The sequence below is a fragment of the Photobacterium lutimaris genome (assembly GCF_003025555.1).
In the GTDB taxonomy this organism is placed as follows: Bacteria; Pseudomonadota; Gammaproteobacteria; order Enterobacterales; family Vibrionaceae; genus Photobacterium; species Photobacterium lutimaris.
In genome coordinates this window covers 81,170-106,932 of the sequence record NZ_PYMH01000008.1, presented here as the reverse complement: position 1 = coordinate 106,932, position 25,763 = coordinate 81,170, and the positions used below count along the sequence as shown (strand labels likewise).

At 52.0% G+C, this 25,763-nt stretch carries 21 protein-coding genes and 17 tRNA genes; 9 read left to right on the top strand and 29 right to left on the bottom strand.

Annotation, left to right across the window (positions count from 1 at the left end):
- Positions 1 to 8 precede the first annotated feature (8 nt).
- The 4 genes from C9I99_RS16720 to C9I99_RS16705 all read left to right on the top strand — a co-directional run bounded on the left by C9I99_RS16720 (position 9) and on the right by C9I99_RS16705 (position 5,258).
- Positions 9 to 1,238 (top strand): ammonium transporter, encoded by a 1,230-nt coding sequence (locus tag C9I99_RS16720; protein ID WP_107349996.1) that lies wholly within the window; start codon positions 9 to 11, stop codon positions 1,236 to 1,238.
- 161 nt (positions 1,239 to 1,399) lie between these two features.
- Complete coding sequence (locus C9I99_RS16715; RefSeq protein ID WP_107349995.1) at positions 1,400 to 2,413, top strand: Fe(3+) ABC transporter substrate-binding protein; 1,014 nt, start codon at positions 1,400 to 1,402, stop codon at positions 2,411 to 2,413.
- A gap of 182 nt (positions 2,414 to 2,595) precedes the next feature.
- The gene (locus C9I99_RS16710) at positions 2,596 to 4,224 is read left to right on the top strand and encodes an ABC transporter permease (protein ID WP_107349994.1); all 1,629 of its coding nucleotides are present in this window, start codon (positions 2,596 to 2,598) and stop codon (positions 4,222 to 4,224) included.
- Positions 4,224 to 5,258 carry an ABC transporter ATP-binding protein gene (locus C9I99_RS16705; protein WP_107349993.1) on the top strand — a complete coding sequence of 345 codons (1,035 nt, stop codon included), beginning with the start codon at positions 4,224 to 4,226 and terminating at the stop codon, positions 5,256 to 5,258. Before C9I99_RS16710 ends, C9I99_RS16705 begins: the two co-directional genes overlap by 1 nt.
- 87 nt (positions 5,259 to 5,345) lie before the next feature.
- On the opposite strand, the gene C9I99_RS16700 is transcribed toward C9I99_RS16705, so the two are convergent.
- Complete coding sequence (locus tag C9I99_RS16700; protein WP_107349992.1) at positions 5,346 to 5,936, bottom strand: TetR/AcrR family transcriptional regulator; 591 nt, start codon at positions 5,934 to 5,936, stop codon at positions 5,346 to 5,348.
- 223 nt (positions 5,937 to 6,159) lie between these two features.
- On the opposite strand from C9I99_RS16700, the gene hpt reads away from it, so the two are divergent.
- Positions 6,160 to 6,693 carry a hypoxanthine phosphoribosyltransferase gene (hpt, locus tag C9I99_RS16695; protein ID WP_107349991.1) on the top strand — a complete coding sequence of 178 codons (534 nt, stop codon included), beginning with the start codon at positions 6,160 to 6,162 and terminating at the stop codon, positions 6,691 to 6,693.
- A gap of 97 nt (positions 6,694 to 6,790) precedes the next feature.
- Here hpt and can read toward each other — a convergent pair whose 3' ends face one another.
- A complete protein-coding gene (gene can, locus C9I99_RS16690; RefSeq protein ID WP_107349990.1) occupies positions 6,791 to 7,450 on the bottom strand; it encodes a carbonate dehydratase in 660 nt (219 codons plus the stop codon).
- Between the two features lie 197 nt (positions 7,451 to 7,647).
- On the opposite strand from can, the gene C9I99_RS16685 reads away from it, so the two are divergent.
- Both C9I99_RS16685 and C9I99_RS16680 read left to right on the top strand, forming a co-directional pair.
- The gene (locus tag C9I99_RS16685; RefSeq protein ID WP_107349989.1) at positions 7,648 to 8,580 is read left to right on the top strand and encodes an ABC transporter ATP-binding protein; all 933 of its coding nucleotides are present in this window, start codon (positions 7,648 to 7,650) and stop codon (positions 8,578 to 8,580) included.
- Positions 8,577 to 9,347 carry an ABC transporter permease gene (locus tag C9I99_RS16680; protein WP_107349988.1) on the top strand — a complete coding sequence of 257 codons (771 nt, stop codon included), beginning with the start codon at positions 8,577 to 8,579 and terminating at the stop codon, positions 9,345 to 9,347. The genes C9I99_RS16685 and C9I99_RS16680 overlap by 4 nt, the downstream gene beginning before the upstream one ends.
- A gap of 79 nt (positions 9,348 to 9,426) precedes the next feature.
- On the opposite strand, the gene panC is transcribed toward C9I99_RS16680, so the two are convergent.
- The 8 genes from panC to thpR all read right to left on the bottom strand — a co-directional run bounded on the left by panC (position 9,427) and on the right by thpR (position 16,169).
- Positions 9,427 to 10,305: a pantoate--beta-alanine ligase gene (gene panC / locus C9I99_RS16675; protein ID WP_107349987.1), complete on the bottom strand. Its 879-nt coding sequence runs from the start codon at positions 10,303 to 10,305 to the stop codon at positions 9,427 to 9,429.
- 9 nt (positions 10,306 to 10,314) lie between these two features.
- The gene (gene panB, locus C9I99_RS16670) at positions 10,315 to 11,109 is read right to left on the bottom strand and encodes a 3-methyl-2-oxobutanoate hydroxymethyltransferase (protein ID WP_107349986.1); all 795 of its coding nucleotides are present in this window, start codon (positions 11,107 to 11,109) and stop codon (positions 10,315 to 10,317) included.
- 28 nt (positions 11,110 to 11,137) lie between these two features.
- On the bottom strand, positions 11,138 to 11,623 hold the full coding sequence (folK, locus tag C9I99_RS16665; RefSeq protein WP_107349985.1) for a 2-amino-4-hydroxy-6-hydroxymethyldihydropteridine diphosphokinase: 486 nt from the start codon (positions 11,621 to 11,623) through the stop codon (positions 11,138 to 11,140).
- Entirely contained in the window at positions 11,620 to 12,990 is a 1,371-nt protein-coding gene (gene pcnB / locus C9I99_RS16660) for a polynucleotide adenylyltransferase PcnB (protein WP_420849249.1), read from the bottom strand. Before pcnB ends, folK begins: the two co-directional genes overlap by 4 nt.
- Before the next feature lie 212 nt (positions 12,991 to 13,202).
- On the bottom strand, positions 13,203 to 14,105 hold the full coding sequence (gene gluQRS / locus C9I99_RS16655; protein WP_107349983.1) for a tRNA glutamyl-Q(34) synthetase GluQRS: 903 nt from the start codon (positions 14,103 to 14,105) through the stop codon (positions 13,203 to 13,205).
- A gap of 126 nt (positions 14,106 to 14,231) precedes the next feature.
- Positions 14,232 to 14,681, bottom strand: coding sequence for an RNA polymerase-binding protein DksA (gene dksA / locus C9I99_RS16650; RefSeq protein WP_107349982.1), 450 nt, complete (start codon positions 14,679 to 14,681; stop codon positions 14,232 to 14,234).
- Between the two features lie 136 nt (positions 14,682 to 14,817).
- Complete coding sequence (gene sfsA, locus C9I99_RS16645) at positions 14,818 to 15,531, bottom strand: DNA/RNA nuclease SfsA (RefSeq protein WP_107349981.1); 714 nt, start codon at positions 15,529 to 15,531, stop codon at positions 14,818 to 14,820.
- A 17-nt stretch (positions 15,532 to 15,548) separates the two neighbouring features.
- Complete coding sequence (thpR, locus tag C9I99_RS16640) at positions 15,549 to 16,169, bottom strand: RNA 2',3'-cyclic phosphodiesterase (RefSeq protein ID WP_133638256.1); 621 nt, start codon at positions 16,167 to 16,169, stop codon at positions 15,549 to 15,551.
- Between the two features lie 95 nt (positions 16,170 to 16,264).
- On the opposite strand from thpR, the gene hrpB reads away from it, so the two are divergent.
- Positions 16,265 to 18,730: an ATP-dependent helicase HrpB gene (hrpB, locus tag C9I99_RS16635; protein WP_107349979.1), complete on the top strand. Its 2,466-nt coding sequence runs from the start codon at positions 16,265 to 16,267 to the stop codon at positions 18,728 to 18,730.
- Between the two features lie 15 nt (positions 18,731 to 18,745).
- Entirely contained in the window at positions 18,746 to 21,199 is a 2,454-nt protein-coding gene (gene mrcB, locus C9I99_RS16630; protein WP_107349978.1) for a penicillin-binding protein 1B, read from the top strand.
- A 78-nt stretch (positions 21,200 to 21,277) separates the two neighbouring features.
- Here mrcB and C9I99_RS16625 read toward each other — a convergent pair whose 3' ends face one another.
- From C9I99_RS16625 to C9I99_RS16535, 19 genes are all read right to left on the bottom strand, one after another.
- On the bottom strand, positions 21,278 to 22,534 hold the full coding sequence (locus C9I99_RS16625) for a cyclic di-GMP phosphodiesterase (protein WP_107349977.1): 1,257 nt from the start codon (positions 22,532 to 22,534) through the stop codon (positions 21,278 to 21,280).
- A 148-nt stretch (positions 22,535 to 22,682) separates the two neighbouring features.
- A tRNA-Thr gene (locus C9I99_RS16620) sits at positions 22,683 to 22,758 on the bottom strand.
- 42 nt (positions 22,759 to 22,800) lie between these two features.
- Positions 22,801 to 22,876, bottom strand: a tRNA-Asn gene (locus tag C9I99_RS16615).
- Positions 22,877 to 22,925: 49 nt separating this feature from the next.
- Positions 22,926 to 23,001: transfer RNA gene (locus C9I99_RS16610), tRNA-Phe, on the bottom strand.
- Between the two features lie 55 nt (positions 23,002 to 23,056).
- Positions 23,057 to 23,132 (bottom strand) — tRNA-Thr (locus C9I99_RS16605).
- A 10-nt stretch (positions 23,133 to 23,142) separates the two neighbouring features.
- Positions 23,143 to 23,218, bottom strand: a tRNA-Asn gene (locus tag C9I99_RS16600).
- A gap of 49 nt (positions 23,219 to 23,267) precedes the next feature.
- Positions 23,268 to 23,343, bottom strand: a tRNA-Phe gene (locus tag C9I99_RS16595).
- A 32-nt stretch (positions 23,344 to 23,375) separates the two neighbouring features.
- Positions 23,376 to 23,451: transfer RNA gene (locus C9I99_RS16590), tRNA-Thr, on the bottom strand.
- Positions 23,452 to 23,497: 46 nt separating this feature from the next.
- Positions 23,498 to 23,573: transfer RNA gene (locus C9I99_RS16585), tRNA-Asn, on the bottom strand.
- A 47-nt stretch (positions 23,574 to 23,620) separates the two neighbouring features.
- Positions 23,621 to 23,696: transfer RNA gene (locus C9I99_RS16580), tRNA-Phe, on the bottom strand.
- A 133-nt stretch (positions 23,697 to 23,829) separates the two neighbouring features.
- Entirely contained in the window at positions 23,830 to 24,459 is a 630-nt protein-coding gene (locus tag C9I99_RS16575) for a glutathione S-transferase family protein (protein ID WP_107349976.1), read from the bottom strand.
- Positions 24,460 to 24,751: 292 nt separating this feature from the next.
- Positions 24,752 to 24,827, bottom strand: a tRNA-Asn gene (locus C9I99_RS16570).
- Between the two features lie 49 nt (positions 24,828 to 24,876).
- Positions 24,877 to 24,952, bottom strand: a tRNA-Phe gene (locus C9I99_RS16565).
- A gap of 55 nt (positions 24,953 to 25,007) precedes the next feature.
- Positions 25,008 to 25,083, bottom strand: a tRNA-Thr gene (locus C9I99_RS16560).
- Between the two features lie 10 nt (positions 25,084 to 25,093).
- Positions 25,094 to 25,169: transfer RNA gene (locus tag C9I99_RS16555), tRNA-Asn, on the bottom strand.
- 49 nt (positions 25,170 to 25,218) lie between these two features.
- Positions 25,219 to 25,294, bottom strand: a tRNA-Phe gene (locus tag C9I99_RS16550).
- 32 nt (positions 25,295 to 25,326) lie between these two features.
- Positions 25,327 to 25,402, bottom strand: a tRNA-Thr gene (locus C9I99_RS16545).
- A gap of 46 nt (positions 25,403 to 25,448) precedes the next feature.
- Positions 25,449 to 25,524 (bottom strand) — tRNA-Asn (locus tag C9I99_RS16540).
- A gap of 44 nt (positions 25,525 to 25,568) precedes the next feature.
- A tRNA-Phe gene (locus C9I99_RS16535) sits at positions 25,569 to 25,644 on the bottom strand.
- Positions 25,645 to 25,763: the final 119 nt, after the last annotated feature.

Genomic DNA, 25,763 nt, shown 5'->3' with positions numbered 1-25,763 from the left:
CGAAGATTATGGAACTCGCAACGACTGTAACTGAGCTGCGTTATGCACTCGATACTTTTTACTTTTTGATTTCTGGTGCGCTGGTGATGTGGATGGCTGCGGGCTTTGCCATGCTGGAAGCCGGCTTGGTGCGCTCTAAGAACACCACTGAAATTCTAACCAAAAACTTCTGCTTGTATGCCATCGCTTGTACCATGTACCTGATTGTCGGCTACAACATTATGTATGTTGATAATGGTGAAGGTGGCTGGATCCCTTCCATTGGTGCCCTGATTGGTACGCAGGCCGAGGGAGCCGATCACTCACTGGAATCTGATTTCTTCTTCCAGGTCGTGTTTGTGGCAACGGCGATGTCTGTTGTATCTGGGGCGGTTGCCGAGCGTATGAAGCTGTGGTCATTCCTCATTTTCTCTGTCATTTTGACTGCTTTCATCTACCCATTAGAAGGCTACTGGACGTGGGGCGGCGGCTTCCTGTCTGAGGCGGGCTTCAGTGACTTTGCCGGCTCGGGTATCGTCCATATGGCCGGTGCAGCAGCAGCTTTGGCGGGTGTGATACTGCTGGGCGCCCGTAAGGGGAAATATGGCAAGAACGGGGCTATCCACCCAATCCCGGGCTCAAACATGCCGCTGGCGACACTGGGTACCTTTATCCTGTGGCTGGGCTGGTTCGGCTTCAACGGCGGCTCGCAGCTGATGGTGTCTGACTTTGATAACGCCACGGCTGTCGGACAGATCTTCCTGAACACCAACGCTGCTGCCGCAGCAGGTGCCATCGCTGCACTGGCTGTGTGTAAGACAACATGGGGCAAGGCCGACCTAACAATGATCCTCAACGGCGCCTTGGCTGGCCTGGTAGCGATTACTGCCGACCCATTGTCTCCATCGCCAATGTCATCTGTGATTATCGGTGTGGTAGCGGGTGCCGTTGTCGTGTTTAGTATCATCGGCTTGGACAAGATCAAGATTGATGACCCAGTCGGTGCTATCTCGGTTCACGGTGTGTGTGGTTTCCTTGGCCTGATGGTTGTGCCGTTCAGCAATGCTGATGCGACCTTTGGTGCGCAGCTATTAGGTGCTGCTGTTATCTTCGGCTGGGTATTTGCTGCAAGCCTGGCGGTATGGGCTGTACTGAAGTACACCGTTGGCATCCGAGTGACCGAAGAAGAAGAGCTGGCGGGGATGGATTTGCACGACTGTGGTATCGATGCCTACCCAGAGTTCGTCAGTGTGAAATAAGTAACATATATTTAGTTCACAACTTTAAAAAAACGCTGCTAATTGGCAGCGTTTTTTATTTTTTCTTGCTTTTACGCATTGTTTTGCTTTTCGGCTACAGTATAATTGATCGATATTGATAACCGTTATCATTACATTTTGCGTTTAAGGGAAGGATAAAAATGAAAAAGCTGTTGGCATCGGCAATTCTATTGGGTTTGGCGGCTCCTCAAGCGGCTATCGCTGCTGAAGAAGTGAATGTTTACTCATACCGCCAGCCGTTCTTGGTTGAGCCTATGTTCAAGGAGTTTACGGCTGAAACGGGCATCAAGGTAAATGTAAAGTTTGCTAAAGAAGGTTTGGCTGAAATGCTGCAGCGAGAAGGCCAGTACAGTCCTGCAGATGTGGTTTTGACAACGGATATTAGCCGTCTGGTTGAGCTTTCTGATAAAGAGCTTGTACAGGCCGTAGATAGCAAAGTCATTGATGGCAATGTACCAGCACAGTTCCGCGATAGCGAAGACGAATGGTTCGCTCTGACACTACGTACCCGTAACGTGTATTCATCGCGTGATCGTGTTGGTCGCCTACCTGCGGACTTTGATTACACTGACCTTGCCAACCCTGAGTGGAAAGGCAAAATCTGTACTCGCTCTGGTAAGCACCCATACAACATTTCTCTCGTTTCTTCGATGATTGCCCACTACGGTGAAGCTGAAACCAAAGAGTGGTTGGAAGGCTATAAAGCGAACCTCGCTCGCAAGCCTCAGGGTAACGACCGTGCGCAAGTTAAAGCCGTGAATGAGGGCTTGTGTGATCTAGCCGTTGGTAACAGCTACTACCTTGGTAAGATGGTCAATGACGAGAAGCAAAAGTCATGGGCTGAAGCGGTATACATTAATTTCCCAGGCCAGGAAAGTAACGGTACCCACGTGAACGTCAGTGGTATGGCAATGGCGAAATATGCGCCTAACCAGGAAAATGCCCAAAAACTGATGGAATTCCTGACTGGTGACAAAGCACAGCAGATGTATGCCGAAGTAAACTACGAATACCCTGTGAAAGAAGGCGTTAAGCGTTCAGAACTAGTGGCATCTTGGGGTGACTTCAAAGCCGATGATGTATCACTAGACAAAGTAGCCGAGTACCACAGCACAGCAATCAAACTGCTAGACGAAGTGAAGTTTGATCTGTAATTGGTTACAAAAAATGGGGTGTAATGCCCCATTTATTGCTAAAGGCTAAGTACTTTTTCCAATAAGTTGTGGTAGTTTCTCCCCTCCTGTAGCAAGGTTATTCCCCTGTCTCGGGAAGGCTTGCCGAAGGTGGAGAACCCCGGTGCCACATCTTGATTGCAAAAGGTACTAAGTAGTAAGCAATGAAAGAAAAATATCTCTTTTGGCGAACCAGCGGTTGGGGCTTTTCCCTGCTGCTGGTGTTGCCTATTCTCGCCATTTTTTACACCGCCCTTGGTGAGACTGACGACGTCTTCTCCCACTTGATGGGAACTGTGATGCCGACCTATGCCGCCAATACCTTCTGGTTGGTGGCCGGTACGATGCTATTGGCCCTGCTTTTCGGTTTACCGTCAGCGTGGCTGATGGCGATGTGTCGGCTCCCTGGTGAGCGGGTGCTGCAATGGTCATTGGTGCTGCCGCTTGCGATGCCGGGCTATATCATCGGTTATATCTATACCGACTGGTTTGATTATGCCGGTCCAGTCCAGATCCTACTGCGTGATATTTTGGGCTGGCAAACCATCCATGATTACTGGTTCCCGAATATCCGCTCGCTTGGTGGTGCTAGTCTAGTATTGGCGTTGGTGCTTTACCCTTATATTTACTTGTTGGCCCGTGCGGCGTTTATGGAGCAAAGTACCAGCTTGCTGCAATCGGCACGTTTGCTTAAATGCAGTCCATGGGACAGTTTCCGCCGTATCTCTTTGCCGCTGGCCCGTCCATCAATCGCCGTCGGTCTATCGCTGGTGGCGATGGAAACACTGGGCGATTTTGGCACCGTCAACTATTTCGCGGTCAATACCCTTACCACGGCGGTGTACGATACGTGGCTTGGCTATTCGAACCTTAATGCCGCAGCAAAAATTTCGGCTATCATGCTGCTGATGATTTTTGTTCTGATCAGTGCTGAGCGCTTTAGCCGCCGTAAGCAGAAACTGTTCCAGCAGGAATTTGAGCATGGCGATGATATTCGCTATACCCTTTCCGGCTGGAAGAAGTGGTTCGCATTGGCTTGGTGCTGGGGCTTGATTGGCTTTGCCTTCCTGATGCCGCTGATGCAGCTTGCTTATTATGCTTGGCATTATTTTGGCGATAGCTGGACCAGCCAGTTCCAACAGTACAGCTTCAATAGTTTGAAAGTGTCGCTTATTGCTTCTGTACTGGCGGTAGCACTGGCGCTGATCGTGAATTTCTATCGCCGCCTGGACGGCCGTAGTATCACGGTTGTGCCGACCCGCATTTCCTCCTTGGGCTATGCGGTACCAGGGACAGTGCTGGCAATCGGTGTGATGATCCCACTGACCAGCGCCGATCATTTGCTTAATGACTTTACCATTGCCAATGGCTTGGGCCGGCCGGGACTGATTTTCTCCGGTACCATGTTTGCCATTATTTTCGCTTTCGTGGTGCGCTTTGCAGCGGTGGCTGTGGGCAGTATCGAAAGTAGCTTGGCCAAGATCCCACCGTCACTTGATATGGCTTCCAAGACCATGGGCTATGCCTCAATGGCAATGCTGCGCCGGGTCCATTTGCCGCTGATCCGCCGTGGTTGTTTGATTGCGGGCCTGCTGGTGTTCATTGAGTCGATGAAAGAGCTCAATGCCGCACTGCTGCTGCGGCCGTTTAACTTCGAGACCTTGGCAACGTATGTTTATAATTTCGCTTCTGATGAGCAGCTAGAACTGGCTGCCTTGCCGGCGATCCTACTGGTCATTGTTGGCTTGATCCCACTGGTGATGGTAAACCGTTCTTTGGAGCAGAAACACTGATGACTTATGCATTATCTGTAAATAACCTGACCTGTAAATACAATGGTCTGGCCGTGCTGGAAAACTTGTCACTGCCGGTAAAAGACAATGAGATTGTTTGTTTGCTAGGTGCCAGTGGCTGTGGCAAAACAACGCTGCTCAAGGCAATCGCAGGCCTACTGCCGTTGGAAAGCGGTGTGATCCATATCAACGGTCGTACTATTGCCGATGAACATACTTGGTTGCCACCGGAGAAGCGTAATATCGGGATGATATTCCAGGACTATGCGTTGTTCCCGCACTTAACGGTGGCGGAAAATATCGCCTTCGGCCTGCGTGATTGGAGCAAGGAGAAAGTCACAGCCAAGATCCAGCAGATGCTGGAGTTGGTCCGCTTGACCGGGCTTGATGACCGCTACCCGCACCAGCTATCGGGTGGCCAGCAGCAACGTGTTGCCATTGCCCGTGCATTGGCCTGCGAGCCGGATTTGATCCTGCTGGATGAACCCTTTTCCAATATCGATACCCAAGTGCGCCATGGCTTGATCAAAGAGATCCGCCGTATTTTCAAGGCCCAGGGTGTGACGGCAATTTTCGTGACTCACAGCCGCGAAGAGGCGTTCGCCTTTGCCGACCGCATGGCGGTAATGAATAACGGGGTAATTGAGCAGTTTGGTAGCGCAACCGAGCTCTATTATCGTCCAAGCAGCCGCTTTGTAGCCGAATTCCTGGGTACTGGCTCCTATTTGCCTGTGACATTGGCTGATAACCGAACGCTGTCGACACCGTTCGGGGCGATTAACGTCAATGCAGCCACTGCCAGCAATGGTGACGCTGAGTGGTTGCTTCGGCCACAGAACCTCAAGGTACAACCGGCAGAAGATGGGGCTGGAATTATTACCGAGCAGCTGTTTATGGGGGATATTTGCCGCTATACGGTGGAATTCCAAGGCCACAGCCTGATTGTCAATTCACATCTTATCTTGCAGATCGGCGAAAGGGTCGCGGTAACCTTAGAGCCGCATGAGCCTGTGGTGTTTGCCGCAGCCAGTTAGTCGCTCCAGTAGAGATATTAGTAACATAAAGCGCAAGGCCGGTCATTTGACCGGCCTTGCTTGTTTTGGTCGTACCAAAAGTACCTATTACTTTTTGAGCAATGCTTTTATATGGCTATTAGCTAAAGCCTGCATCTCTTCCCGTTCTGGGGTGATGTTGGTTTGTAGGTAGAGCACGTAGCAGAGGCCCTGAAATTGCCATGTACGATCGCTGGGAGAAAAGTCACCGGATAGGTTAGCTTGTTCGAATCGGTCGGCAATTTTGGTGAAATTATCCTTGTTGCTACTGACGAATAGAGGCCAAATATCCTCACGGACCGAGGTACTCCATTCGAACCATACTTTTATCCAGTCTTGCTGTTCTATCACCTGATCAATAAGGTGATAGCAAACATCGGTGAGCTGGTTTTCTAGTGATTTCTCGCTGGCAAAGCTGTCGCTCATCATCAGCTTGAAGCGCTGTTCGACCTGGGTCAATACTTCTTCGACCAAGGCCTCTCGGGTTGGAAAATAGTTGAAAACGGTGGCAACTGACACGTTGGCCATATCGGCGATATCAGCATGGCCCGCCCGGCCGATGCCGCGTCTTGCAAAAACATCCAAGGCAAAGCTGAGAAGCTGCTCTTTACGTTTTTCAGGGGATAGACGAGTCCTTGTTTTTTTTGCGATCGTATCCATGTCGATGATTCCTAGCTCAATTGTCTTTGTTTTGGTTATGTTTTGTACGCGTTGTCACTTTACCGTAGCAACCGTCCATATTCAATCGTGTTTTATTCATTCTGTATCATATAATTGACAGGATCGATAAAATAACTATTACTTTTTAGGGGTGGTAGAATAAGGGTCCGTTTTTACCGCAAGCCGACAGGCGGCTGATTGAGCCGTACTGATGGAGATAAAGATGAAACATACCATTGAAGTAATGATTTCTGAGCAGGATGTTCAGGCACGTGTATTAGAGCTAGGAAAGCAAATTACTGAACATTATAAAGACTCTCAAGATCTTGTGATGGTGGGCCTGCTACGCGGCTCGTTTGTATTTATGGCCGATCTGGCTCGTGCAATTGAACTTCCGCATGAAGTCGACTTCATGACGGCATCAAGCTATGGCAATACCATGGAAAGCAACCGTGATGTCCGTATCCTTAAAGACTTGGATGATGACATCAAGGGCAAGGATGTACTGTTGGTTGAAGATATTATCGATACCGGTAATACCTTGAACAAGGTACGTGAGATCCTGTCGCTGCGTGAGCCTAATTCGATTGAGATCTGTACCCTGCTGGATAAGCCGGAGCGCCGTGAAGTTAACGTTGACGTTAAATGGGTGGGTTTCGAGATCCCTGACGAGTTCGTGGTAGGCGTTGGTATCGATTACGCGCAGAAATACCGCCACTTGCCATTTATCGGCAAGGTTATCCCTCTGGAAGATTAAATCATCGGGGTTACAGGTATTAAAAAGCGACTGCGAGCAGTCGCTTTTTTATTGCTTGTCTATCTCAGCATTTTGACATGACTTGGGGGGAGCTGGGTTATTTCTCGTTGAAACCCGGCAGTATTTCCGCCATGGCCGCCTGATAGGCCACTTCCAGTGATTCGCGGCTCGTTGCCGTGACTCCTAGGTCACTCAGTACCCCATCGTTGATACCGTAGATCCAGCCATGGATTTTGACTTGCTGTCCACGCTCCCACGCCTGTTGCATGATGGTCGAGTTACCGAGGTTGTAAACTTGACTGGCAACGTTGATCTCGCACAGTTTGTTGTCCCACTTCTCGCGTGGTAGTTGGCCTAAGTCGGAACGGTGCTTCATGTAAAGATCGCGGATATGCAGTAGCCAGTTGTTGATAAGGCCAAGCTGTGGGTTCTCGATAGCGGCGGTGACCCCGCCACAGCCATAGTGGCCGCAAACAATGATATGACGCACTTTCAGTACATCAACCGCATACTGAACCACTGAGAGGCAGTTGAGATCGGTGTGTATCACTTGGTTGGCGACGTTACGGTGAACAAATAGCTCGCCGGAGTCCAATCCGGTTAGGCGTTCGGCGGGAACTCGGCTGTCGGCACAGCCGATCCAGAGGTATTCAGGGTGTTGGGCCTCCGCAAGGTGGCTGAAGAACTCAGGCTTTTCTTCCTTAATGTTCTCTGACCAAGCTACGTTATTTGCGAATAGCTGTTTTATATCTGCCATGATGATGCCTTTCTCTGATATTTTATACCCGTAGCACAAGGAAGATCCCTTGTGCTGAGGAAATACAATTTACATAGGTATCAGTCCTGCGGGAGTTCTGAGACCGATGTAAACCGGATGTAACTATACACAAGCTATCTGGATATCAAATCGGAGTAGTTGTCCGAAGAAAGTTTCTAACATTAAGATCGCATTTTATGAACGCTTTGGAAATAAAAAACTTAAACAAAACCTATAAAGGTGGCGTTAATGCACTGAAAAATATGAGCCTATGTGTTAATGAGGGCGACTTTTTTGCTTTGCTTGGTCCCAACGGTGCTGGGAAGTCAACCACCATTGGCATCATCAGTTCTCTCGTTAACAAAACCTCCGGCGAGGTAAAGGTCTTTGGTTATGACCTTGATACCCAATTGGTCGAGGCCAAAAAGCAACTGGGGCTGGTGCCGCAGGAGTTCAACTTCAACCAATTTGAGACGGTCGAGCAGATCGTGATCAATCAGGCCGGGTACTACGGAGTGGAAAAGGAGCTGGCTAAGGAGAGGGCGAAGAAGTATCTCTCCCAACTGGATCTGTGGGGTAAGCGCAAAGAGCGTGCCCGTAACCTTTCTGGTGGGATGAAGCGCCGCCTGATGATTGCCCGTGCGCTGATGCATGAGCCGCGGTTGCTGATCCTCGATGAGCCAACCGCCGGGGTGGATATTGAATTGCGTCGTTCGATGTGGGATTTCCTGCGTGAAATCAACCGTGAAGGAGTGACGATTATCCTCACCACCCACTACCTCGAAGAAGCGGAGATGCTGTGCCGCAATATCGGCATCATCAACCATGGCGAGTTGATTGAAAATACCTCGATGAAAGCACTGCTTGGCAAACTGGAGGTCGAAACCTTTATTCTGGATGTGAAGCTGAATGGCAACAAGCCTGCGCTCGAAGGTATCGGTTGGACGCTGCCGGACAACCATACCCTGGAAGTCGATATCCAAAAAGGGGATAGCCTCAATCAAGTGTTTACTCTGCTGACCGAGCAGGGGATTGATGTTATTTCAATGCGCAATAAGGCTAACCGCCTTGAAGAGTTATTCGTGACTCTGGTAGCCAATAGTAAGAGCAAGCAAGGAGCCCAATCATGAACCGGCAGTATTGGATCGCATTCAAGAGTCTGATCACCAAAGAGGTGAATCGCTTTGCCCGGATCTGGGTACAGACCATGGTGCCGCCGGCTATTACCATGACCTTGTATTTTGTGATATTCGGTAACCTTATCGGCAGTCGGATTGGGGAGATGGGTGGTTTCAGCTACATGGAGTATATTGTGCCTGGCCTGATCATGATGTCGGTGATCACCAACTCATACTCTAACGTGGCCTCCTCCTTCTTCAGCGCCAAGTTCCAGCACAATATCGAAGAGTTGCTGGTGGCACCGGTGCCGAACTATATCATTATTGCCGGTTTTGTCGGTGGTGGGGTATTGCGTGGCCTTGGTGTCGGCGTGATTGTCTCGGCGGTGTCATTGTTGTTTGTCGACCTGCAGATCGCCCACTTTGGCGTTGTCGTCGCGACAGTCTTGATGACCTCGGTGGTGTTCTCACTGGGTGGGCTGATTAATGCCATCTTTGCCAAGACCTTTGATGATATCAGTATTATCCCGACCTTTGTGCTGACCCCGTTGACCTATCTTGGGGGCGTGTTCTACTCACTGAGCCTGCTGCCGGAATTCTGGCAGGGTGTGTCTAAGCTGAACCCGATTGTCTACATGGTCAATGCGTTCCGCTATGGCTTCCTCGGGGTGTCAGATGTCGGTATCGGCACCTCTTTCGCGGTGCTGGGTGTTTTCACCGCTATCCTGTATAGCCTGTGTTACTACTTGATCTCGCGGGGTATTGGTCTGCGCTCATAACTGGCGGGCCAAAGCGGTTAGCATAAAAACAAAAATCCCGGCCTTGGCCGGGATTTTTTATGGTGGTCACAAAGGAGGATTACTCTTCCACAGCGGTTGCCGTTGACGTATTGAGCTCAACCACTTGGTTGTCGATAAGGCGTGCCTTGCCGAGGAAGGCTGACATCAAAATCACCGCTTGCTGGGTGTCTTCGCTGACAGGCTGCAGACTGACCGCATCGCGGATATAGACTTCATCCGGTTGCAATCCAGCGGCGCGCAACTGGTCGTTGGCATCCACTACGATTTCAGCGTAATCGGTGCGGCCACCACGCATTTGACTGCTGATCCAGCGCATGGTGCGGGCCAGTACCGGTGCACGCTGGCGCTCGTCGACCGTTAGGTAGCCGTTGCGTGAGCTCATGGCCAGGCCATCCATCTCACGTACCGTTGCGACGCCGATAACCTCGATATCCATGGCGAGATCGATCACCATCTGGCGGATCAGGGCCAGTTGCTGGTAGTCCTTCTCACCAAAACAGGCAATATCTGGCTGCACAATATTGAACAGCTTGGTCACAATCGTCGAGACGCCACGGAAATGGCTCGGGCGCAGTGCCCCTTCAAGCATGGTGGAGAGTCCAGGTACCTCAACATAGGTTTGGCGATCCAGGCCTTCGGGATACATGCTATCGGGCGTCGGCGTAAAGACCAGCTCAACCCCTTCGTTGTTCAGCTTGGCCAGATCGTCTTCCAGTGTGCGCGGGTAGTTATCAAGATCGTCTGCTTTGTCGAACTGCATCGGATTAACAAAAATGCTGACTACAACCACGTCTGCCAATTCACGGGCTTTGCGGACCAGCGTCAGGTGGCCTTCATGCAGGTTTCCCATGGTCGGAACGAAAGCAATTCGACGGCCTTCACGGCGCCAGCTACGGACTTGCTCTCGGATCTGGGCAATCTCGGCGAATGTTTGCATTTATATTCCTTATTCAAAGGTATGTTCTGGGCCCGGGAAGGTTCCGGCCTCGACATCTTCTAGGTATTTGGTGACGGCTGCGCGCATCTCGCCGGTTTCTGCCAGGTAGTTCTTGGAGAAACGAGGGATATAGTTGGCTGAGATCCCAAACATATCGTGCATGACCAGGATCTGACCATCGGTTACATTGCCTGCTCCGATACCGATAACCGGTACTTCAACGGCTTTGGTGATGCGCTCTGCCAGGCTGACTGGTACGCATTCCAGTAAGATGATCTGTGCACCCGCGTTTTTCAGCAGGATAGCATCTTTTACCATCTGCTCAGCGTGGTCGGAGTCACGTCCTTGCACTTTATAGCCGCCAAAAATATTGACTGATTGAGGGGTTAGCCCCAAATGCGCACAAACAGGTACGGCACGCTCGGTCAATTTGGTCACGGTTTCAGCGAGCCATGCACCGCCTTCCAGCTTGACCATGTTGGCACCAGCACGCATGAGTGTGGCAGCATTCTCGCAAGCCTGCTCTGGTGTGGCGTAGCTCATAAATGGCATATCGGCCATCAGCAGCGAATTCGGGCTGCCAGCACGAACACTGCGGGTGTGGTAAGCGATTTCTTCAACCGTTACCGGCAAGGTGTCTGGCTTGCCTTGCAGTACCATGCCCAATGAGTCACCGACCAGCATCACCGGCACATTTTGCTGCTCGAACAGTTGTGAAAAGCTGGCATCATACGCGGTAACTGAGGCAAATTTACGACCTTCCTGCTTCCATTTCATCAGGTCGTTGATAGTGATCTTTTTCATGTTTTCTCCCTTTGGTCCTGAGAAACGGCTACTGAGACCAGATGCTCAGCCCGTTACGGTCTACCTGCTCAAGCAAAGCGGTCAGCGGCGTGTGGTCTGGCAGTACCAACTCAGGGGCAATTTCAGCGAGTGGGTATAACACGAACTCGCGGTCTTTCATTCCATAGTGCGGCACCGTAAGGCGCTCGCAGTGATATTCCAGGTCGCCGTAGAGGACGATATCGAGATCCAGGGTACGTGGCCCCCAGCGCTCAGCTTTGCGGACACGGCCGTGCTCTTGCTCGATGGACTGGGTGCAGTCGAGCAGGGCGAGCGGGCTGAGTTCGGTTTCGACAGCAACGACGGCATTGATGTAGTCAGGCTGGTCCTGCGGCCCCATTGGGGTGCTGCTGTAGAGCGAGGACACGGCGGTTACGTTGAGATCGGGGTGCTGCTTGAGCACCTCGATCGCACTGTTGGCCTGAGCGACAGGATCGGACAGATTACTGCCGATCGCAATGTAGGTCAGGATCATGATGATTTAGCCTGTGGCTTCTTGCGGCGCTGCGGACGGCGGCGACGGCTGCGAGGTGCACCCGAGCCCCCCTCGTTGATTTCCTGAACCATCTTGTGTCGCAGGTTGCGGTCACCGTGCTGGAATTGATCCCACCACAGGGCGAGGTCGGCAATCTCTTTGCTCTCGAAGTTACCGCGCATTTCCAAGAAATCGAAGGCTGCACGGAATTTCGGGTGCTCCATCATCTTGAAGGCACGTTTGCCGTTACGGCGGCTGAAGCGAGTCTGCTGCTGCCAGATATCACGGATCGTGGTCGTAAAGCGGCGCGGGATAGCAATGCTCTTGACCTGTTCATCGAGAATATCATTAGCCGCCACCATAAAGGCATCATAGTAGGCCAGACCACTGGTAAAGGCGACTTCTTCGGCGCGGGTAACCAGCGGGTACCACAGCATAGCGGCGAACATAAAGGCGGGGTTAACGCGTTTTCCGTCGCCGATACGCTTGTCGGTCGCAGCTAGAATATGCTCGATCATCAGCTCGGTCTGGCTGCTGTGATCTTCGGTGAAGTGCTCGCTCAGAAGCGGGAACAGTTGCTGGAACAAGTTGTATTCGCGCAACAACTTGTAGGTGGCAAGACCATCACCGGACTGAAGCAGCTTGAGGCTTTCCTCGAACAAGCGGGCGGCTGGAATATCCTGCAGCAAAGTTGATAGCTGCTTAATTGGACCAGCGGTGGCTGGCTCAATGGTCATATCTAACTTGGCGGCAAAGCGTACCGCACGAAGCATACGAACCGGATCTTCTCGGTAGCGGGTTTCAGGATCACCAATCAGGCGGACAATGCGGTTGTCGAGATCTTCGACCCCGTTGACATAATCGGCAACGGTAAAATCCTTGATGCTGTAATACAGGGCATTGATCGTGAAGTCACGGCGTTCAGCATCTTCTTCGATGGTGCCGTAGACATTGTCACGTAGCAGCATGCCTTCTTGGCTCTGGGCCGAGACCTGTTTCTTGTCTTTCAGGCTTGGCTTAGCATCTGCATGGTGGCCACGGAAGGTTGCTACCTCGATAACATCACGACCAAACAGGATATGAGCCAAGCGGAAACGGCGGCCAATCAGGCGGCAGTTACGAAATAGCTGCTTGATCTCTTCCGGCGTAGCATTGGTGGCAATGTCGAAGTCTTTAGGTTGTTTGTCCAACAGGAGATCGCGAACACCACCACCTACCAGATAGGCGTCATATCCGGCTTTATTTAGGCGGTAAAGGACCTTCAGCGCATTTTCGCTGATATCTTTACGTGAAATACCGTGCTCTTGGCGCTGATAAACTTGCAAGGCGAGTTCCTCATGGTCGAGATCACTTGCGTCTCGATTCAGTACCTTACGGCAAAAGCTGGCGACTCGATTAAAGATAATACACCTCATTTATGTGGTTCGGATTCAACAAACAGCCGCATATCATATATCACAGCAGCCCATTTTAGAATCCTAGCGCTTGTTTCCTTGCATTTTGAAGGCCATTTTCAGCCACTTTGAGGTAAACAAGGCGGTTAACTGTTACTGGGCGATAAAACTGCAGGCGCTCGGTTTCATCCGTGTGAAGGGGGAAACGGGGCCAGGGTAATCGCCGTTGTTTGCGGCAGGTTTGATAGCTGCCAATGGGCAATGCCCCAAAGTAGGATATCGCGGGTTGATGAGCTGGCCAGATCAACCGGCGGCTGCATGCCCAGAAACCGTATTGCTTCGATAAGGGCTGGTCTTGGGTTAGCCTTGTCGATTGCCGGGGCATGGTTCTGCTTTGATAGCTTGTTGCCACTCTCTGTCACTGCCAGTGGCAGGTGCAGATAATTTACTTCCGGTTGGCCGAGCAGGCGGTATAGCCCAATCTGGCGGCCGGTTGGTTCAATTAAATCGGCGCCGCGAACCACTTCAGTGATCCCTTGCTCGATATCATCCAGCACTACAGCCAGATTATAGGCGAATAAGCCATCGCGGCGGCGGATAATAAAGTCTTCCTCAGCGAGCGGAGCAGGGATGCTGATATGGCCATGCAGCAGGTCGTCGAAAGCCAGCACGGGGGCGTCAACCTTTAGGCGGATAGCATTGCCAGCCTCATCCAGCTGTTTGGCCCGGCAGCTACCTGGGTAGAAGCCTCCTGCTTGCTTGATTTGCTTACGGGTACATTGGCAGTAATACGCTTGTTGGTGGTCAAGCCAGCTCTCTATCTGGGCTTGATACGCGTCGTGGCGCTGGCTTTGGTACATGATACCGCCGTCCCACTCGAGGCCATAGGCTTCCAGAGTGCGCAGGATATCATCCGCCGCACCGGGCATTTCCCGTGGTGGATCCAGATCTTCCATCCTGACCAACCAAGTACCTTGGTTTGCTTTGGCCTGAAGGTAGCTGCCAAGGGCGGCAACCAGTGAGCCGAAGTGCAGTGGGCCTGATGGAGAGGGGGCGAAGCGACCGATATATTGCTTGATTGTACTCATAAAAAAATCACTATACCAAACTGAATATTACTCTCTGATTGGTCAGAATAGTATTCAGTATGGTATTAAACGAAAAAGGGAGCTTGGCGCTCCCTCTTGACTATCATGGTGCAGTACGTAGCGTACTTAGCCGGCCATCTGTTTTTCTTTGATTTCAGCCAGCGTCTTACAGTCGATGCATAGGTCGGCTGTTGGACGGGCTTCCAGACGGCGGATACCAATCTCAATACCGCAAGATTCACAGAAACCGAAATCGTCATCTTCAATACGCTGAAGCGTTTTTTCGATTTTCTTGATCAGCTTGCGTTCGCGATCTCGGTTGCGTAGCTCCAGACTGAACTCTTCTTCCTGAGCAGCTCGGTCAACGGGATCTGGGAAGTTGGCCGCTTCATCCTGCATGTGGTTTACAGTACGATCAACTTCTTCGCGTAGCTGGTTGCGCCAGGCATCTAGAATTTTACGGAAGTGCTCTAGCTGAGCTTCACCCATGTATTCTTCGCCAGCTTTTTCCTGGTAAGGTTCAACCCCAGCAATAGCCAGGATGCCTAGCGATTTTTTAACGTTGCTCTCTGGCATATAGCATCTCCTAATATACCTAATAACCGTCACTGGTTAAATTTGGGCGGTATCTATAGCAGAAAGGGAGTGGTGTGGCAATTGCTGCATATATTCAATTTTATACCAATGTGAAGAAAGCATCACTTTGAGGTAGTTACTGGTTGAATTTTATGCAATGGTCAAGATAGAGTTCCGTTGGTTTCAATACCGCCTTGTAACACAGGATCTCTACGCCAGCCCGTTCTGCTTGCTTAATTAATGAAAAGTAATCCGGGTCTATATGGTGTGCCGCAGATACTTTTTCAATCCCCGAATGTAAAATGGCGAAAAAAAGTATGGCACGCTCACCATTTTGTGCCACTTCTATTAACTCCCGCAGGTGTTTTTGTCCTCGGGAGGTGACTGCATCCGGGAAGTACCCTTGCCCTTCCTTTCCCTGCTCCAGCAGGGTGACACTCTTTACCTCGACGTAGCAGTCAGGCTTTTCTTCGTCTTGTAACAGAATATCTATCCTGCTGTTTTCACAACCATACTTAACTTCGGTACGGAGTGATGCATAGCCTTTCAATTCTGTGATGGCATTCTTGTTAATTGCTTCCACCACTAACCGGTTGGCCTGGGCGGTGTTGACGCAAATACTGTGTCCTTCCGGAGTTTGCGATAATTCCCAACTATGCGGATATTTTCGCTTTGGGTTATCGGATGTTGAATACCACACGGTGTTGCCTGGTTCGGCACATCCGGTCATGGCCCCGGTATTGGCACAGTGGATGGTGGTGACAGAGCCGTCAGGCAGGGTGATGTCGGCGAGAAACCGCTTATAGCGCTTGATAAGGGTCGCTGATTGCAGTGGCGGGGTGAACTTCATGCCTTGTCCTTGGGTTATTATTGGTAACGGCTGGTGAGTGACCATTGTCCGAGGCTCCGGTAATGGACGCTCTGGCGGCCGTCATGGCTGACTGATTCGGAAATATACAGGCCAAAGTGATTGAAGTGAAAATCTATTTTGTCGAATAGCGGTAGCGGCTCTGGGCGTCGGGTGGCGGATTTGGCAAGGGTGACATGGGGGCGGTAGGGGCGTGACTCTTGTTCGAGGCCGCAACTGAGGGCTAAGTCTTTCAGTTGCTGTGCCAGTGTCAATAATGCGGCGGGAGGCTGCTCAGGGGCCACCCAGATAACCTTGCTGCGTTTCCAGTACCCTAATGTGTTCAGTTGCAAAGAAAAGGCCTGTGGGGGCCTGAGTTGCTCGGTGGCGGTCACGATCGCCTCTGCCTGCTCGGTGGTCACCATGCCGAGAAAGGCCAGAGTGATATGGAGGTTATCGGCACTGACCGGGCGGCCGAACTGGCCACAGACCGCCGACAGGTGGGTGAGGCGGCGAAAAGCCTCGTCGCTATGATCGGGGGCCAATGCAAAGAATAGGCGCTGCTTTTTCTCTTTCATGAGGTAAATACCAAAATGAGTAATATCCTGCCTATCAGCAAGAATGAAAAGGGGCAGGCGCAAGGCGCTTGATTGCCAGTGTATTCACATCCATCAAAATCAACGGGTATAAGGTACAATGGTCAAGCCTAAATTGAATATGACACAAGGTGTTCCCATTGTCACAACTGCCTATTGATGACGTGCTTCCAGCACTGCTGACCCAACTTGATGCCTGCGCGCAACTGATCCTCAAAGCCCCGCCCGGTGCTGGTAAGTCGACCCGCTTGCCTCTGGTGCTCCTGCAACAGGAAGCCGTCGCGGGCAAGATAGTGATGCTGGAGCCGCGCCGGTTGGCTGCGAGGAACATTGCCCGCTACCTGGCCTCCCAGCTTGGTGAGCAGGTCGGAGAAACCATCGGCCTGCGGGTCAGGGGAGAGACCCGGGTCAGCCGTGATACCCGGCTGGAGATTGTCACCGAGGGGGTGATGACCCGGATGCTGCAGCAAGATCCTGAGCTGACAGGGATCGATTTGCTTATTTTCGATGAGTTCCACGAACGCAGTATCCATGCCGATACCTCACTGGCGCTGGCGCTGGAAGTACAAGAAGCGCTGCGCGACGATCTCAAGTTGTTGGTGATGTCAGCGACGCTGGATGCCGATGCCCTTACTGGCCTACTGCCTGAGGCCGGATACATTGAGTCAGAAGGGCGCAGCTATCCCGTTGAGCTGCGCTACCAGAAACTTGCCGATCAGACCCGGTTCATAGAGGCTACAGCCCGTGAGATTTCCGCGCTGCTGTCTACCGAGCCTGGCTCAATGCTGGTCTTTTTGCCGGGGGCGGGGGAGATCCGCCGTTTGGCTGAGCAGCTTGACGGCTTGCTCGGCCAAGATGTCTTGGTGTGCCCGCTATACGGTCAGCTAACCGGTAGTCAGCAACAGCAAGCGATAACCCCGGCCCCGAAAGGCAAGCGCAAGGTGGTGCTGGCAACCAATATAGCCGAAACCAGTTTGACCATTGAGGGGATCCGAATGGTGGTGGACTGCGGGCTGGAGCGTATCGCCCTTTGGGATCCGAAAACCGGGATCAGCCGTCTTGAGTCGGTCCGAATTGCCCGCTCTTCTGCCGAGCAGCGTGCCGGTCGTGCCGGCCGTTTGGAGCCGGGTATGTGCCTACGGTTATATAGTGAGGAGATGCTGGCACGCCAGCCTGCCACACCGCAACCGGAGATCTTACGGGCAGATCTCACTTCGCTGGCAATGGAGCTGGCACAATGGGGCTGCCAGTCAGCCGCTGATCTGCATTGGTTGGACTTGCCGCCAGCGCCTGCTCTGAAACAAGCCCATGCGCTATTGGTGAGCTTGGGGGCGTTGGATGACGCTGGCCGTATGACCGAGATGGGTACGGCGATACAGGCGCTGGGTGTCGATCCCCGCCATGCGGCGATGTTACTGATGGCGCAACAGCACGGGGAGCAGGCCATGGCAACCGCCGCTCTGATGGTCGCCTTGCTTGAAGAGCCGCCAAGGGGCAGCAATAACCCGGATTTGCACTTTCAGCTCAATCTTGTTGAGAGTGGCAAGCAATCACGCAGCAAGGCCTATCTGCAACGGGCCTCCCAGCACTTAGCGAAGCTGGGGGCCAAGCAAACAAGGCCCAAGGTTGCCAGCGAGTGGATCGCCCCTTTGCTGGCTGCTGGCTTCCCGGACAGGATCGCCTTGTCCCGCGGTAAAGACAGCCGATATCAGCTGGCTAACGGCCAAGGGGCAATGATGATGCCGGATGAACCGTTGGCAGATGAAGCGCTGCTGGTGGTTGCCGATATCATCAAGACCCGGCAGGGGGACAGTCGGATTTTCTCAGCGGCTCCCGCCCATTTGGCAGCGCTGCAGCAAAGCTTGCCCCACTTGTTTGTGTGGCGGGAGTGGCTGGATTGGGATGACAAGAAAGGCCGGCTGACCGCAGAGAGGCATTTGTGTTGTGGCAAGTTGGTGCTGGAGCGCCAGCCGATGGGCGAACCTGATCCCGCCAAGGCCAGCGAAGCCCTGCTCAATGCTATTGTGCGCAAGGGGCTAGGCATCTTGCCGTGGGGGAAGGCATCGGAAGGATTATTGCTCCGTGCCCGCTGTGCCGCCGAATGGCTGCCAGAGCTGGCGTTGCCGGCAATGGATGAAGCTGCCCTGTTGGCGGAAGCGGATACGTGGCTGCTGCCTTACATGAACGGGATGAAAACCCTCAAGGCCCTGGAGCGGATTGACTTGGTGGCGGCACTGGAAGCGCGGCTTGGCTGGGACAAGAAACAAGCGCTCGATAATGCGCTTCCCACCCACTACACGGTGCCGACGGGCTCACGCTATGCGATTCGCTACCTGCAGGGCCAACATCCGGTACTGGCGGTCAAGCTGCAGGAAATGTTTGGCGAAAAAGCCTCGCCGCTGATAGCCAACGGCAAAATCGCCGTAGTGCTGGAGTTGCTTTCACCGGCACAGCGGCCATTACAAATCACCCGTGACTTGGCGGCCTTTTGGCAGGGAGCCTACCGCGAGGTGCAAAAAGAGATGAAAGGGCGTTACCCTAAACACCCTTGGCCGGATGATCCTGCCAACCACGAGCCGACGAAAAAAACAAAAAAATACATGTAATAAAAGAAGATCATGATGACAGAGCAAGCAAGGCGTTCGGTGGCGCTGGCACCCCAAAAGCCCGCCACGGGAAAGGACGGTACCAAAAAGCCGGTGCGCAAGCGCAAGCCGGCGGCTGCGAACCCAAACAAGGCAACGGCCAAGAAGCGCCCGGCCAAGTCGACCCGTAGCCGCAAAAAGAGTACCAAGGGGAAACGTCAGGGGTTACCAGGATGGTTCAAATGGGTGGTCGGGTTTGGCCTGAAGGTCTCCATTGTTGTTCTGGCAGTGCTGCTGGTGGTTGGGATCTACCTCGATAACATTGTCCGTGATCGTTTTGATGGCCAGCTGTGGAACCTACCTGCTGTTGTTTACGGCCGGGTACTGGATTTGCAGCCGGGACAGGCGATCACCCTTAATGAAGTCCGCCGCGAGTTGGATTTACTGCAGTATCACAAGGTGCGCACCCCGCAACGCAATGGCGAGTACTCATCTTCGTCGACCCGTATTGAGGTGATCCGCCGCCCCTTTGAGTTTGCCGACGGCCCTGAGGGCGCTCGGCATATTATGCTGACTTTTGATGGCAGCGAGCTGAAAAGTATTCAGGAAGCGGGATCCAAGCGCCAGCTTGGTTACGTACGGATCGAGCCCAAGATGCTGGGGATGCTGGAAACTGGAGAAAGTGAACAGCGGTTATTCTTGCCGCGTGAGCAGTTCCCCGAAGTCCTGGTTGATGCCTTGCTGGTGACAGAAGACCGTGATTTCTACCATCATGATGGCGTATCGCCTCTGGCCATCGCCCGGGCGATGGTGGTCAACCTCAAGGCGGGAAGAACCGTGCAGGGGGGGAGCACCCTGACCCAGCAGTTGGCCAAGAATATGTTCCTGTCCCGTGAGCGTTCGCTATGGCGGAAGATCCGGGAGGCCTACATCGCCATTATCCTGGATTATCGTTATAGCAAAGATCAGATCCTCGAGGCCTACCTCAATGAGATCTACTTGGGACAAAATGGCGGCAAGGAGGTTCATGGCTTCGGCTTAGGAGCGAGATTGTATTTCGGCCGTCCGCTGCAGGAGCTCAGGATCGATCAGCAGGCCCTACTGGTGGCCATGGCAAAAGGACCGTCCTACTACAACCCATGGCGCAACCCCGAGCGTGCCAAGCAGCGTCGCGACTTGGTGTTGAGGTTGATGATGGACAGCGGGACCCTATCTGGCGCGGACTATGAACTGGCAGCGTCAAGGCCGTTGGATGTTCAATCCCGGCCGATGATCGCCCGTCGCCAACCGGCTTATTTCCAGCAGTTGCGCCGCGAACTACAGCTGCGGGTCGGCAATAACTACACCCCGGGCGTTGGCCTGCGGATCTTCAGTACCCTGGATCCTTTGTCGCAGAAGGAGGCTGAGGACGCGGTGGTCAGTATGGTACCCAAGCTCAAGCAGAAAGCGGGCGTTGGGCTTGAAACGGCACTGGTGGCCGCCGACCGGCGCACCGGTGAGATCCGGGCGATGATCGGCGGCAGTAATCCGGGCTATGCTGGCTTCAATCGCGCACTGGATGCCAGCCGTCAAATCGGCTCGCTGGTCAAGCCGGCGGTCTACCTTGCCGCCCTGCGCCACCCCGAGCAGTTCTCCCTGGCCACAACGGTTGAAGATAAACCCATAATGCTCAGCGGCAGCAAAGGAAAAAACTGGCAGCCGCGCAACTATGATCGCAAGTTTCGCGGTGAAGTGCCGCTTTACTATGCGCTGGCAAAATCGCTCAACGTCCCTACGGTCAACCTTGGCATGCAGGTTGGGTTGAACGAAGTGATAGATACCATGGTGGACTTGGGCATTGATCGTGGCGAGGTACCTAAACTGCCATCTATCCTGCTGGGGGCTTTCACCCTGACGCCGTTTGAGGTGACCCAGATGTACCAGTCGGTTGCCAGCGGTGGACTTAAAGCCGATCTCACGGCTCTGCGGGCTGTTGTAGACCAGCAGGGCAACCAGCTTTACCAGTGGATGCCAAGGGCAAGCCAGACAGTACCGGAGCAGGCGGCGTGGCTGACCACCTATGGGATGAAAAACGTGGTCTCTCAAGGTACGGCACGTTTTCTTCAACCTCAATTTGGCTGGGCGGCCCTGGCCGGAAAGACCGGTACAACGGATAAAAACCGCGATAGCTGGTATGTCGGTGCCGACGGGCGTGAAGTGGTGACTGTCTGGGTTGGCCGCGATGATAACAAACCCGTCAACCTGACCGGCTCTGCCGGTGCACTGCGACTGTATAGTGATTACCTCAAGCGTCGTCAACCCGAGCGCTTGGCGCTGCCTTGGCCGCAGAAGTTGACTACGGCCAAGTTCAGTCAGATGCCTAACGGCACCTTGGTCAGGGACTGTGCCGGCCAGCATTCGTTGCCAATGTGGGATCAGGATGGCTCGGTCAAAGGCTACTGCGACGGTAACAAGCCAGCCGGGTGGATAAAAGAGATGTTCAGCTGGTAAGGATTTTTTACCGGCAGATGAGCACCCCTATTATCGATAATAGGGGTGTTTTTTTATGTTCTTTGCTGAAGAAAAGGCTTAGTCATCAGGATCGAAGTAGAAAGAGATCCGGCTCCGGGGATTGAGGTAGTCGTGAATCTTATCCGGTAGTTTATTCGGGTGGATAACTTGCTCGATACACAGGTGGCTTTCTTCCAAATCAATGATTGGCGCCTCGTTAGAGGGGACGGTTGGATCATAGAGCAAGATATTGGGCGTTAGCAGGCTCTCTGAGTTAACCGAAATAACCAAGCCTAATTGCTGATTTGACAGCTGGACCACACTGCCCGGCGGATAAACCCCGAGTAAGCGGATCAGTAAGGCCAGGTAATCATTGTTGTACTGGTCTTTTTTATGCTTGAACAAGTAGGAGAGGGCGCTGTAGGGGATCTTCGCCTTGGCTGGATCCTGCGGGTGGCACAGGTTGTCATAGGCATTGACCACTGCAACCAATTGGGCTTTGGTATCGATTTGATCTGCCATCAGCTGCTTGGGATAGCCGCTGCCATCAAGCAGTTCGTGGTGCTGGGTAAGGATAGCCTTGGCCTGCTGCGGAAAGCTATCAGACAAGTTGGCCAGGTCGACACTGTATTTGGGGTGGAGTTTTAGATAGTTCTCCTCCGGTTCGGTTAACGGTGTCGTCTTACGGGTAATGGCCGTTGGCACCTTCATTTTGCCCATATCATGGAACAGGGCTCCGATGGCAATCGTCTTGATATCCTGCCCTGCCATACCACTGGAGCGGGCCAGCATCATTGACATGATGGCGACGTTCAGCGAGTGGCTGTAGATATCTTCATTGTCGCAGCCCTCATTCATGAGGTGCAGGGCGACATTGTCGGCTTCAAGCAGGGCGTCGACCATCTCTTCGACCAGCATTTCGGCTTCTTTGACAGCAGTCACTGGGCGGCTTTTGATTTTACCGACAATCGAGCGCAGTTGTGCCATCGAACGGGAAAAGTTCTTTTCACAGCGTTGCAGTTTGCGCTTGTAGTTCTTGAGTTTCTCTATGCGGCCTTGTTTTTCTTGCCATAGCTTTTCAGCTTGCTGGTCGAGAAAGCGGCTCTCGTGCTCGCTGATGGCCTCTAGGGTATTGTCCGGGTCAAGAGGCTGGCTGTCGCTTTTCTCCGGGATCAGCAGGACGTGCTTTATGCCCAGGTTCTTGATCAGACGAATTTGTTGGCTGTCTTTGATTTTGAAGTGGTTCAGCAGAAACGGATGATCGGTCCATTGCAAAGGCAGCTTGATATATAGCCCCTCGGTTAAGCGCTCTACTGATAGTTTGATACTGGCCATGGTGTCCGGCGCAACCTGTTGATACTAGCTCTTTATTCTACCTAACCGCGTTGATTTCCCCAATATGCGCGATGGTGCTTATGGCTGCTAGGGGGGGAAGAGGAATTGCACGCAAAAAAAAACCTCATCAAAGATGAGGTTTCAAAAATGGTGCCGACTACCGGAGTCGAACTGGTGACCTACTGATTACAAGTCAGTTGCTCTACCTACTGAGCTAAGTCGGCAAATTATTTTTATTAACTCAAGCACAAGGCTTAAGATTTATTTGGCTCCCCCTGCAAGACTTGAACTTGCGACATACGGATTAACAGTCCGCCGTTCTACCAACTGAACTAAGGGGGAATTATCTCTTTTTACATCATGTTGCTATTGCTAGCACCATAACTAAATATGGTGCCTCGAGGCGGAATCGAACCACCGACACGAGGATTTTCAATCCTCTGCTCTACCGACTGAGCTATCGAGGCAAAAGTAGCGATGGTTAAGTCTCTACTTTGCATTCTTGCTAAGCAAGAAAATAAATGGTGCCGACTACCGGAGTCGAACTGGTGACCTACTGATTACAAGTCAGTTGCTCTACCTACTGAGCTAAGTCGGCACACTATGTTTGGCTCCCCCTGCAAGACTTGAACTTGCGACATACGGATTAACAGTCCGCCGTTCTACCAACTGAACTAAGGGGGAATTATCTCTTTTTACATCATGTTGCTATTGCTAGCACCACAATTAAATATGGTGCCTCGAGGCGGAATCGAACCACCGACACGAGGATTTTCAATCCTCTGCTCTACCGACTGAGCTATCGAGGCAAAAGTAAAACTACGTTCTACTTTGCAAAAGATGGTGCCGACTACCGGAGTCGAACTGGTGACCTACTGATTACAAGTCAGTTGCTCTACCTACTGAGCTAAGTCGGCACACTGTATCTTTTTTAGTTTCAAGCCATTGGCTCAAAACTGAGTTTGGCTCCCCCTGCGGGACTCGAACCTGCGACATACGGATTAACAGTCCGCCGTTCTACCAACTGAACTAAGGGGGAATTATCTCTTTTAAATCATGTTGCTATCTAGCACCACAATATGAATATGGTGCCTCGAGGCGGAATCGAACCACCGACACGAGGATTTTCAATCCTCTGCTCTACCGACTGAGCTATCGAGGCAACGGGGCGCATTAAAAAGGTTTTCGGCCTTTGCGTCAATGGTTTTTTGATAAAAATATACTGACTTTGCCTTTTTTGCGCTGATTGCTCGGTTTTTGAACTTATTGTTGACGAGAAACGGCTTATAGCGCGGTTAATCGCTATCTAGAAGAGTTCGGTTTTCACGGTCAAGGGCACGAGAAAGAGCCGGTCGGCGACACACAAATTGCCTATATTTCTCAAGTTTCAATGGGAGTTTCTGATCAAACTTGATGGCCCAGTTGAGAGTGTGGGCCAGTAAAATATCGGCAACGGTTGGAAAATGCCCCAGTAAGTACTCGTCGCCTTGCATGCGGCTTTCTGCCACTTTGAGGGCTTTTTTGAATTCCCAGGCAGCAACCGCGAGCATTTCAGGCAGGCGAATGGACTCGGGGAGAGCGAAGCGGTGTTTGCCCATACTCCAGAGCGGCTGCTCCAGCTCGGTAATGATGTAGCTGATCCACTCGTGATGGCTGGCTGATTCGGCCGTACCGGGTGCTGGCAGCCAGTGGTGACCGTATTTTTCAGCAAGGTATAGGCAAATCGCCGAAGATTCACAGATGGTGATGTCGTTATCGCATAAGCAGGGGACTTTTCCCAGGGGATTAAGAGCGAGGAACTGGGGGGAGCGATGATCATTCTTGGCAAAATTAACCAAGCGGTATTGCCAGTCAAGGCTGAGCTCTTCAAGCAACCAGGAGACACGGAGCGAGCGGGTACGCGGATAGCCGTAAAGGGTGATCATCTTTTCTTCCTTGGTTTTTTTATCTTATTGACATTAAAGTTAGCAAAAAAAAGATGGCCTGCAGGTGCTGGCTGCGAAAGAGGCGGGGCTATTGCGTGGTTTACTCTGCTTTGAGACACGGGCAAGGGCTCAAAGCTGTGCCAAGTTGGTTTCAGGCGCAACAAAGGTGAGGCGTAGCCAAAAAACACACGAGATAGCTTGGAGAGGAAGATAAACAGGATGATTGTTTAAGTGCTCGAAGAGAGCGATAGATACGAAAAAGCCGCGTCAAATGACACGGCTTTCTCTAAAGTGGCTCCCCCTGCAAGACTTGAACTTGCGACATACGGATTAACAGTCCGCCGTTCTACCAACTGAACTAAGGGGGAATTATCTCTTTTTACATCATGTTGCTATTGCTAGCACCATAACTAAATATGGTGCCTCGAGGCGGAATCGAACCACCGACACGAGGATTTTCAATCCTCTGCTCTACCGACTGAGCTATCGAGGCAAAAGTAGCGATGGTTAAGTCTCTACTTTGCATTCTTGCTAAGCAAGAAAATAAATGGTGCCGACTACCGGAGTCGAACTGGTGACCTACTGATTACAAGTCAGTTGCTCTACCTACTGAGCTAAGTCGGCACACTATGTTTGGCTCCCCCTGCAAGACTTGAACTTGCGACATACGGATTAACAGTCCGCCGTTCTACCAACTGAACTAAGGGGGAATTATCTCTTTTTACATCATGTTGCTATTGCTAGCACCACAATTAAATATGGTGCCTCGAGGCGGAATCGAACCACCGACACGAGGATTTTCAATCCTCTGCTCTACCGACTGAGCTATCGAGGCAAAAGTAAAACTACGTTCTACTTTGCAAAAGATGGTGCCGACTACCGGAGTCGAACTGGTGACCTACTGATTACAAGTCAGTTGCTCTACCTACTGAGCTAAGTCGGCACACTAAATCTTTTTTAGTTTCAAGCCATTGGCTCAAAACTGAATTTGGCTCCCCCTGCGGGACTCGAACCTGCGACATACGGATTAACAGTCCGCCGTTCTACCAACTGAACTAAGGGGGAATAACATGTCGTTGCTTGCACCATGTTCTTCAAAAGAGAAGAAGTGGTGCCTCGAGGCGGAATCGAACCACCGACACGAGGATTTTCAATCCTCTGCTCTACCGACTGAGCTATCGAGGCAACGGAGCGCTATTAAACGGTTTTTCGTTCTTTTCGTCAACTATTTTTTTAGAAAAATTTCATTGTCGCATTCGGTTGCCTGCTTTTTGCTCGGAAACGCCGATTGTGGCTATTTCCTT

Bases quoted from the DNA above. Each gene is read 5' to 3' on its own strand.
- C9I99_RS16720 (WP_107349996.1), top strand. From the start codon at position 9: ATGGAACTCGCAACGACTGTAACTGAGCTGCGTTATGCACTCGATACT.
- C9I99_RS16715 (WP_107349995.1), top strand. From the start codon at position 1,400: ATGAAAAAGCTGTTGGCATCGGCAATTCTATTGGGTTTGGCGGCTCCT.
- C9I99_RS16710 (WP_107349994.1), top strand. From the start codon at position 2,596: ATGAAAGAAAAATATCTCTTTTGGCGAACCAGCGGTTGGGGCTTTTCC.
- C9I99_RS16705 (WP_107349993.1), top strand. From the start codon at position 4,224: ATGACTTATGCATTATCTGTAAATAACCTGACCTGTAAATACAATGGT.
- C9I99_RS16700 (WP_107349992.1), bottom strand. From the start codon at position 5,936: ATGGATACGATCGCAAAAAAAACAAGGACTCGTCTATCCCCTGAAAAA.
- hpt (WP_107349991.1), top strand. From the start codon at position 6,160: ATGAAACATACCATTGAAGTAATGATTTCTGAGCAGGATGTTCAGGCA.
- can (WP_107349990.1), bottom strand. From the start codon at position 7,450: ATGGCAGATATAAAACAGCTATTCGCAAATAACGTAGCTTGGTCAGAG.
- C9I99_RS16685 (WP_107349989.1), top strand. From the start codon at position 7,648: ATGAACGCTTTGGAAATAAAAAACTTAAACAAAACCTATAAAGGTGGC.
- C9I99_RS16680 (WP_107349988.1), top strand. From the start codon at position 8,577: ATGAACCGGCAGTATTGGATCGCATTCAAGAGTCTGATCACCAAAGAG.
- panC (WP_107349987.1), bottom strand. From the start codon at position 10,305: ATGCAAACATTCGCCGAGATTGCCCAGATCCGAGAGCAAGTCCGTAGC.
- panB (WP_107349986.1), bottom strand. From the start codon at position 11,109: ATGAAAAAGATCACTATCAACGACCTGATGAAATGGAAGCAGGAAGGT.
- folK (WP_107349985.1), bottom strand. From the start codon at position 11,623: ATGATCCTGACCTACATTGCGATCGGCAGTAATCTGTCCGATCCTGTC.
- gluQRS (WP_107349983.1), bottom strand. From the start codon at position 14,105: ATGAGTACAATCAAGCAATATATCGGTCGCTTCGCCCCCTCTCCATCA.
- dksA (WP_107349982.1), bottom strand. From the start codon at position 14,681: ATGCCAGAGAGCAACGTTAAAAAATCGCTAGGCATCCTGGCTATTGCT.
- sfsA (WP_107349981.1), bottom strand. From the start codon at position 15,531: ATGAAGTTCACCCCGCCACTGCAATCAGCGACCCTTATCAAGCGCTAT.
- mrcB (WP_107349978.1), top strand. From the start codon at position 18,746: ATGACAGAGCAAGCAAGGCGTTCGGTGGCGCTGGCACCCCAAAAGCCC.
- C9I99_RS16625 (WP_107349977.1), bottom strand. From the start codon at position 22,534: ATGGCCAGTATCAAACTATCAGTAGAGCGCTTAACCGAGGGGCTATAT.
- C9I99_RS16575 (WP_107349976.1), bottom strand. From the start codon at position 24,459: ATGATCACCCTTTACGGCTATCCGCGTACCCGCTCGCTCCGTGTCTCC.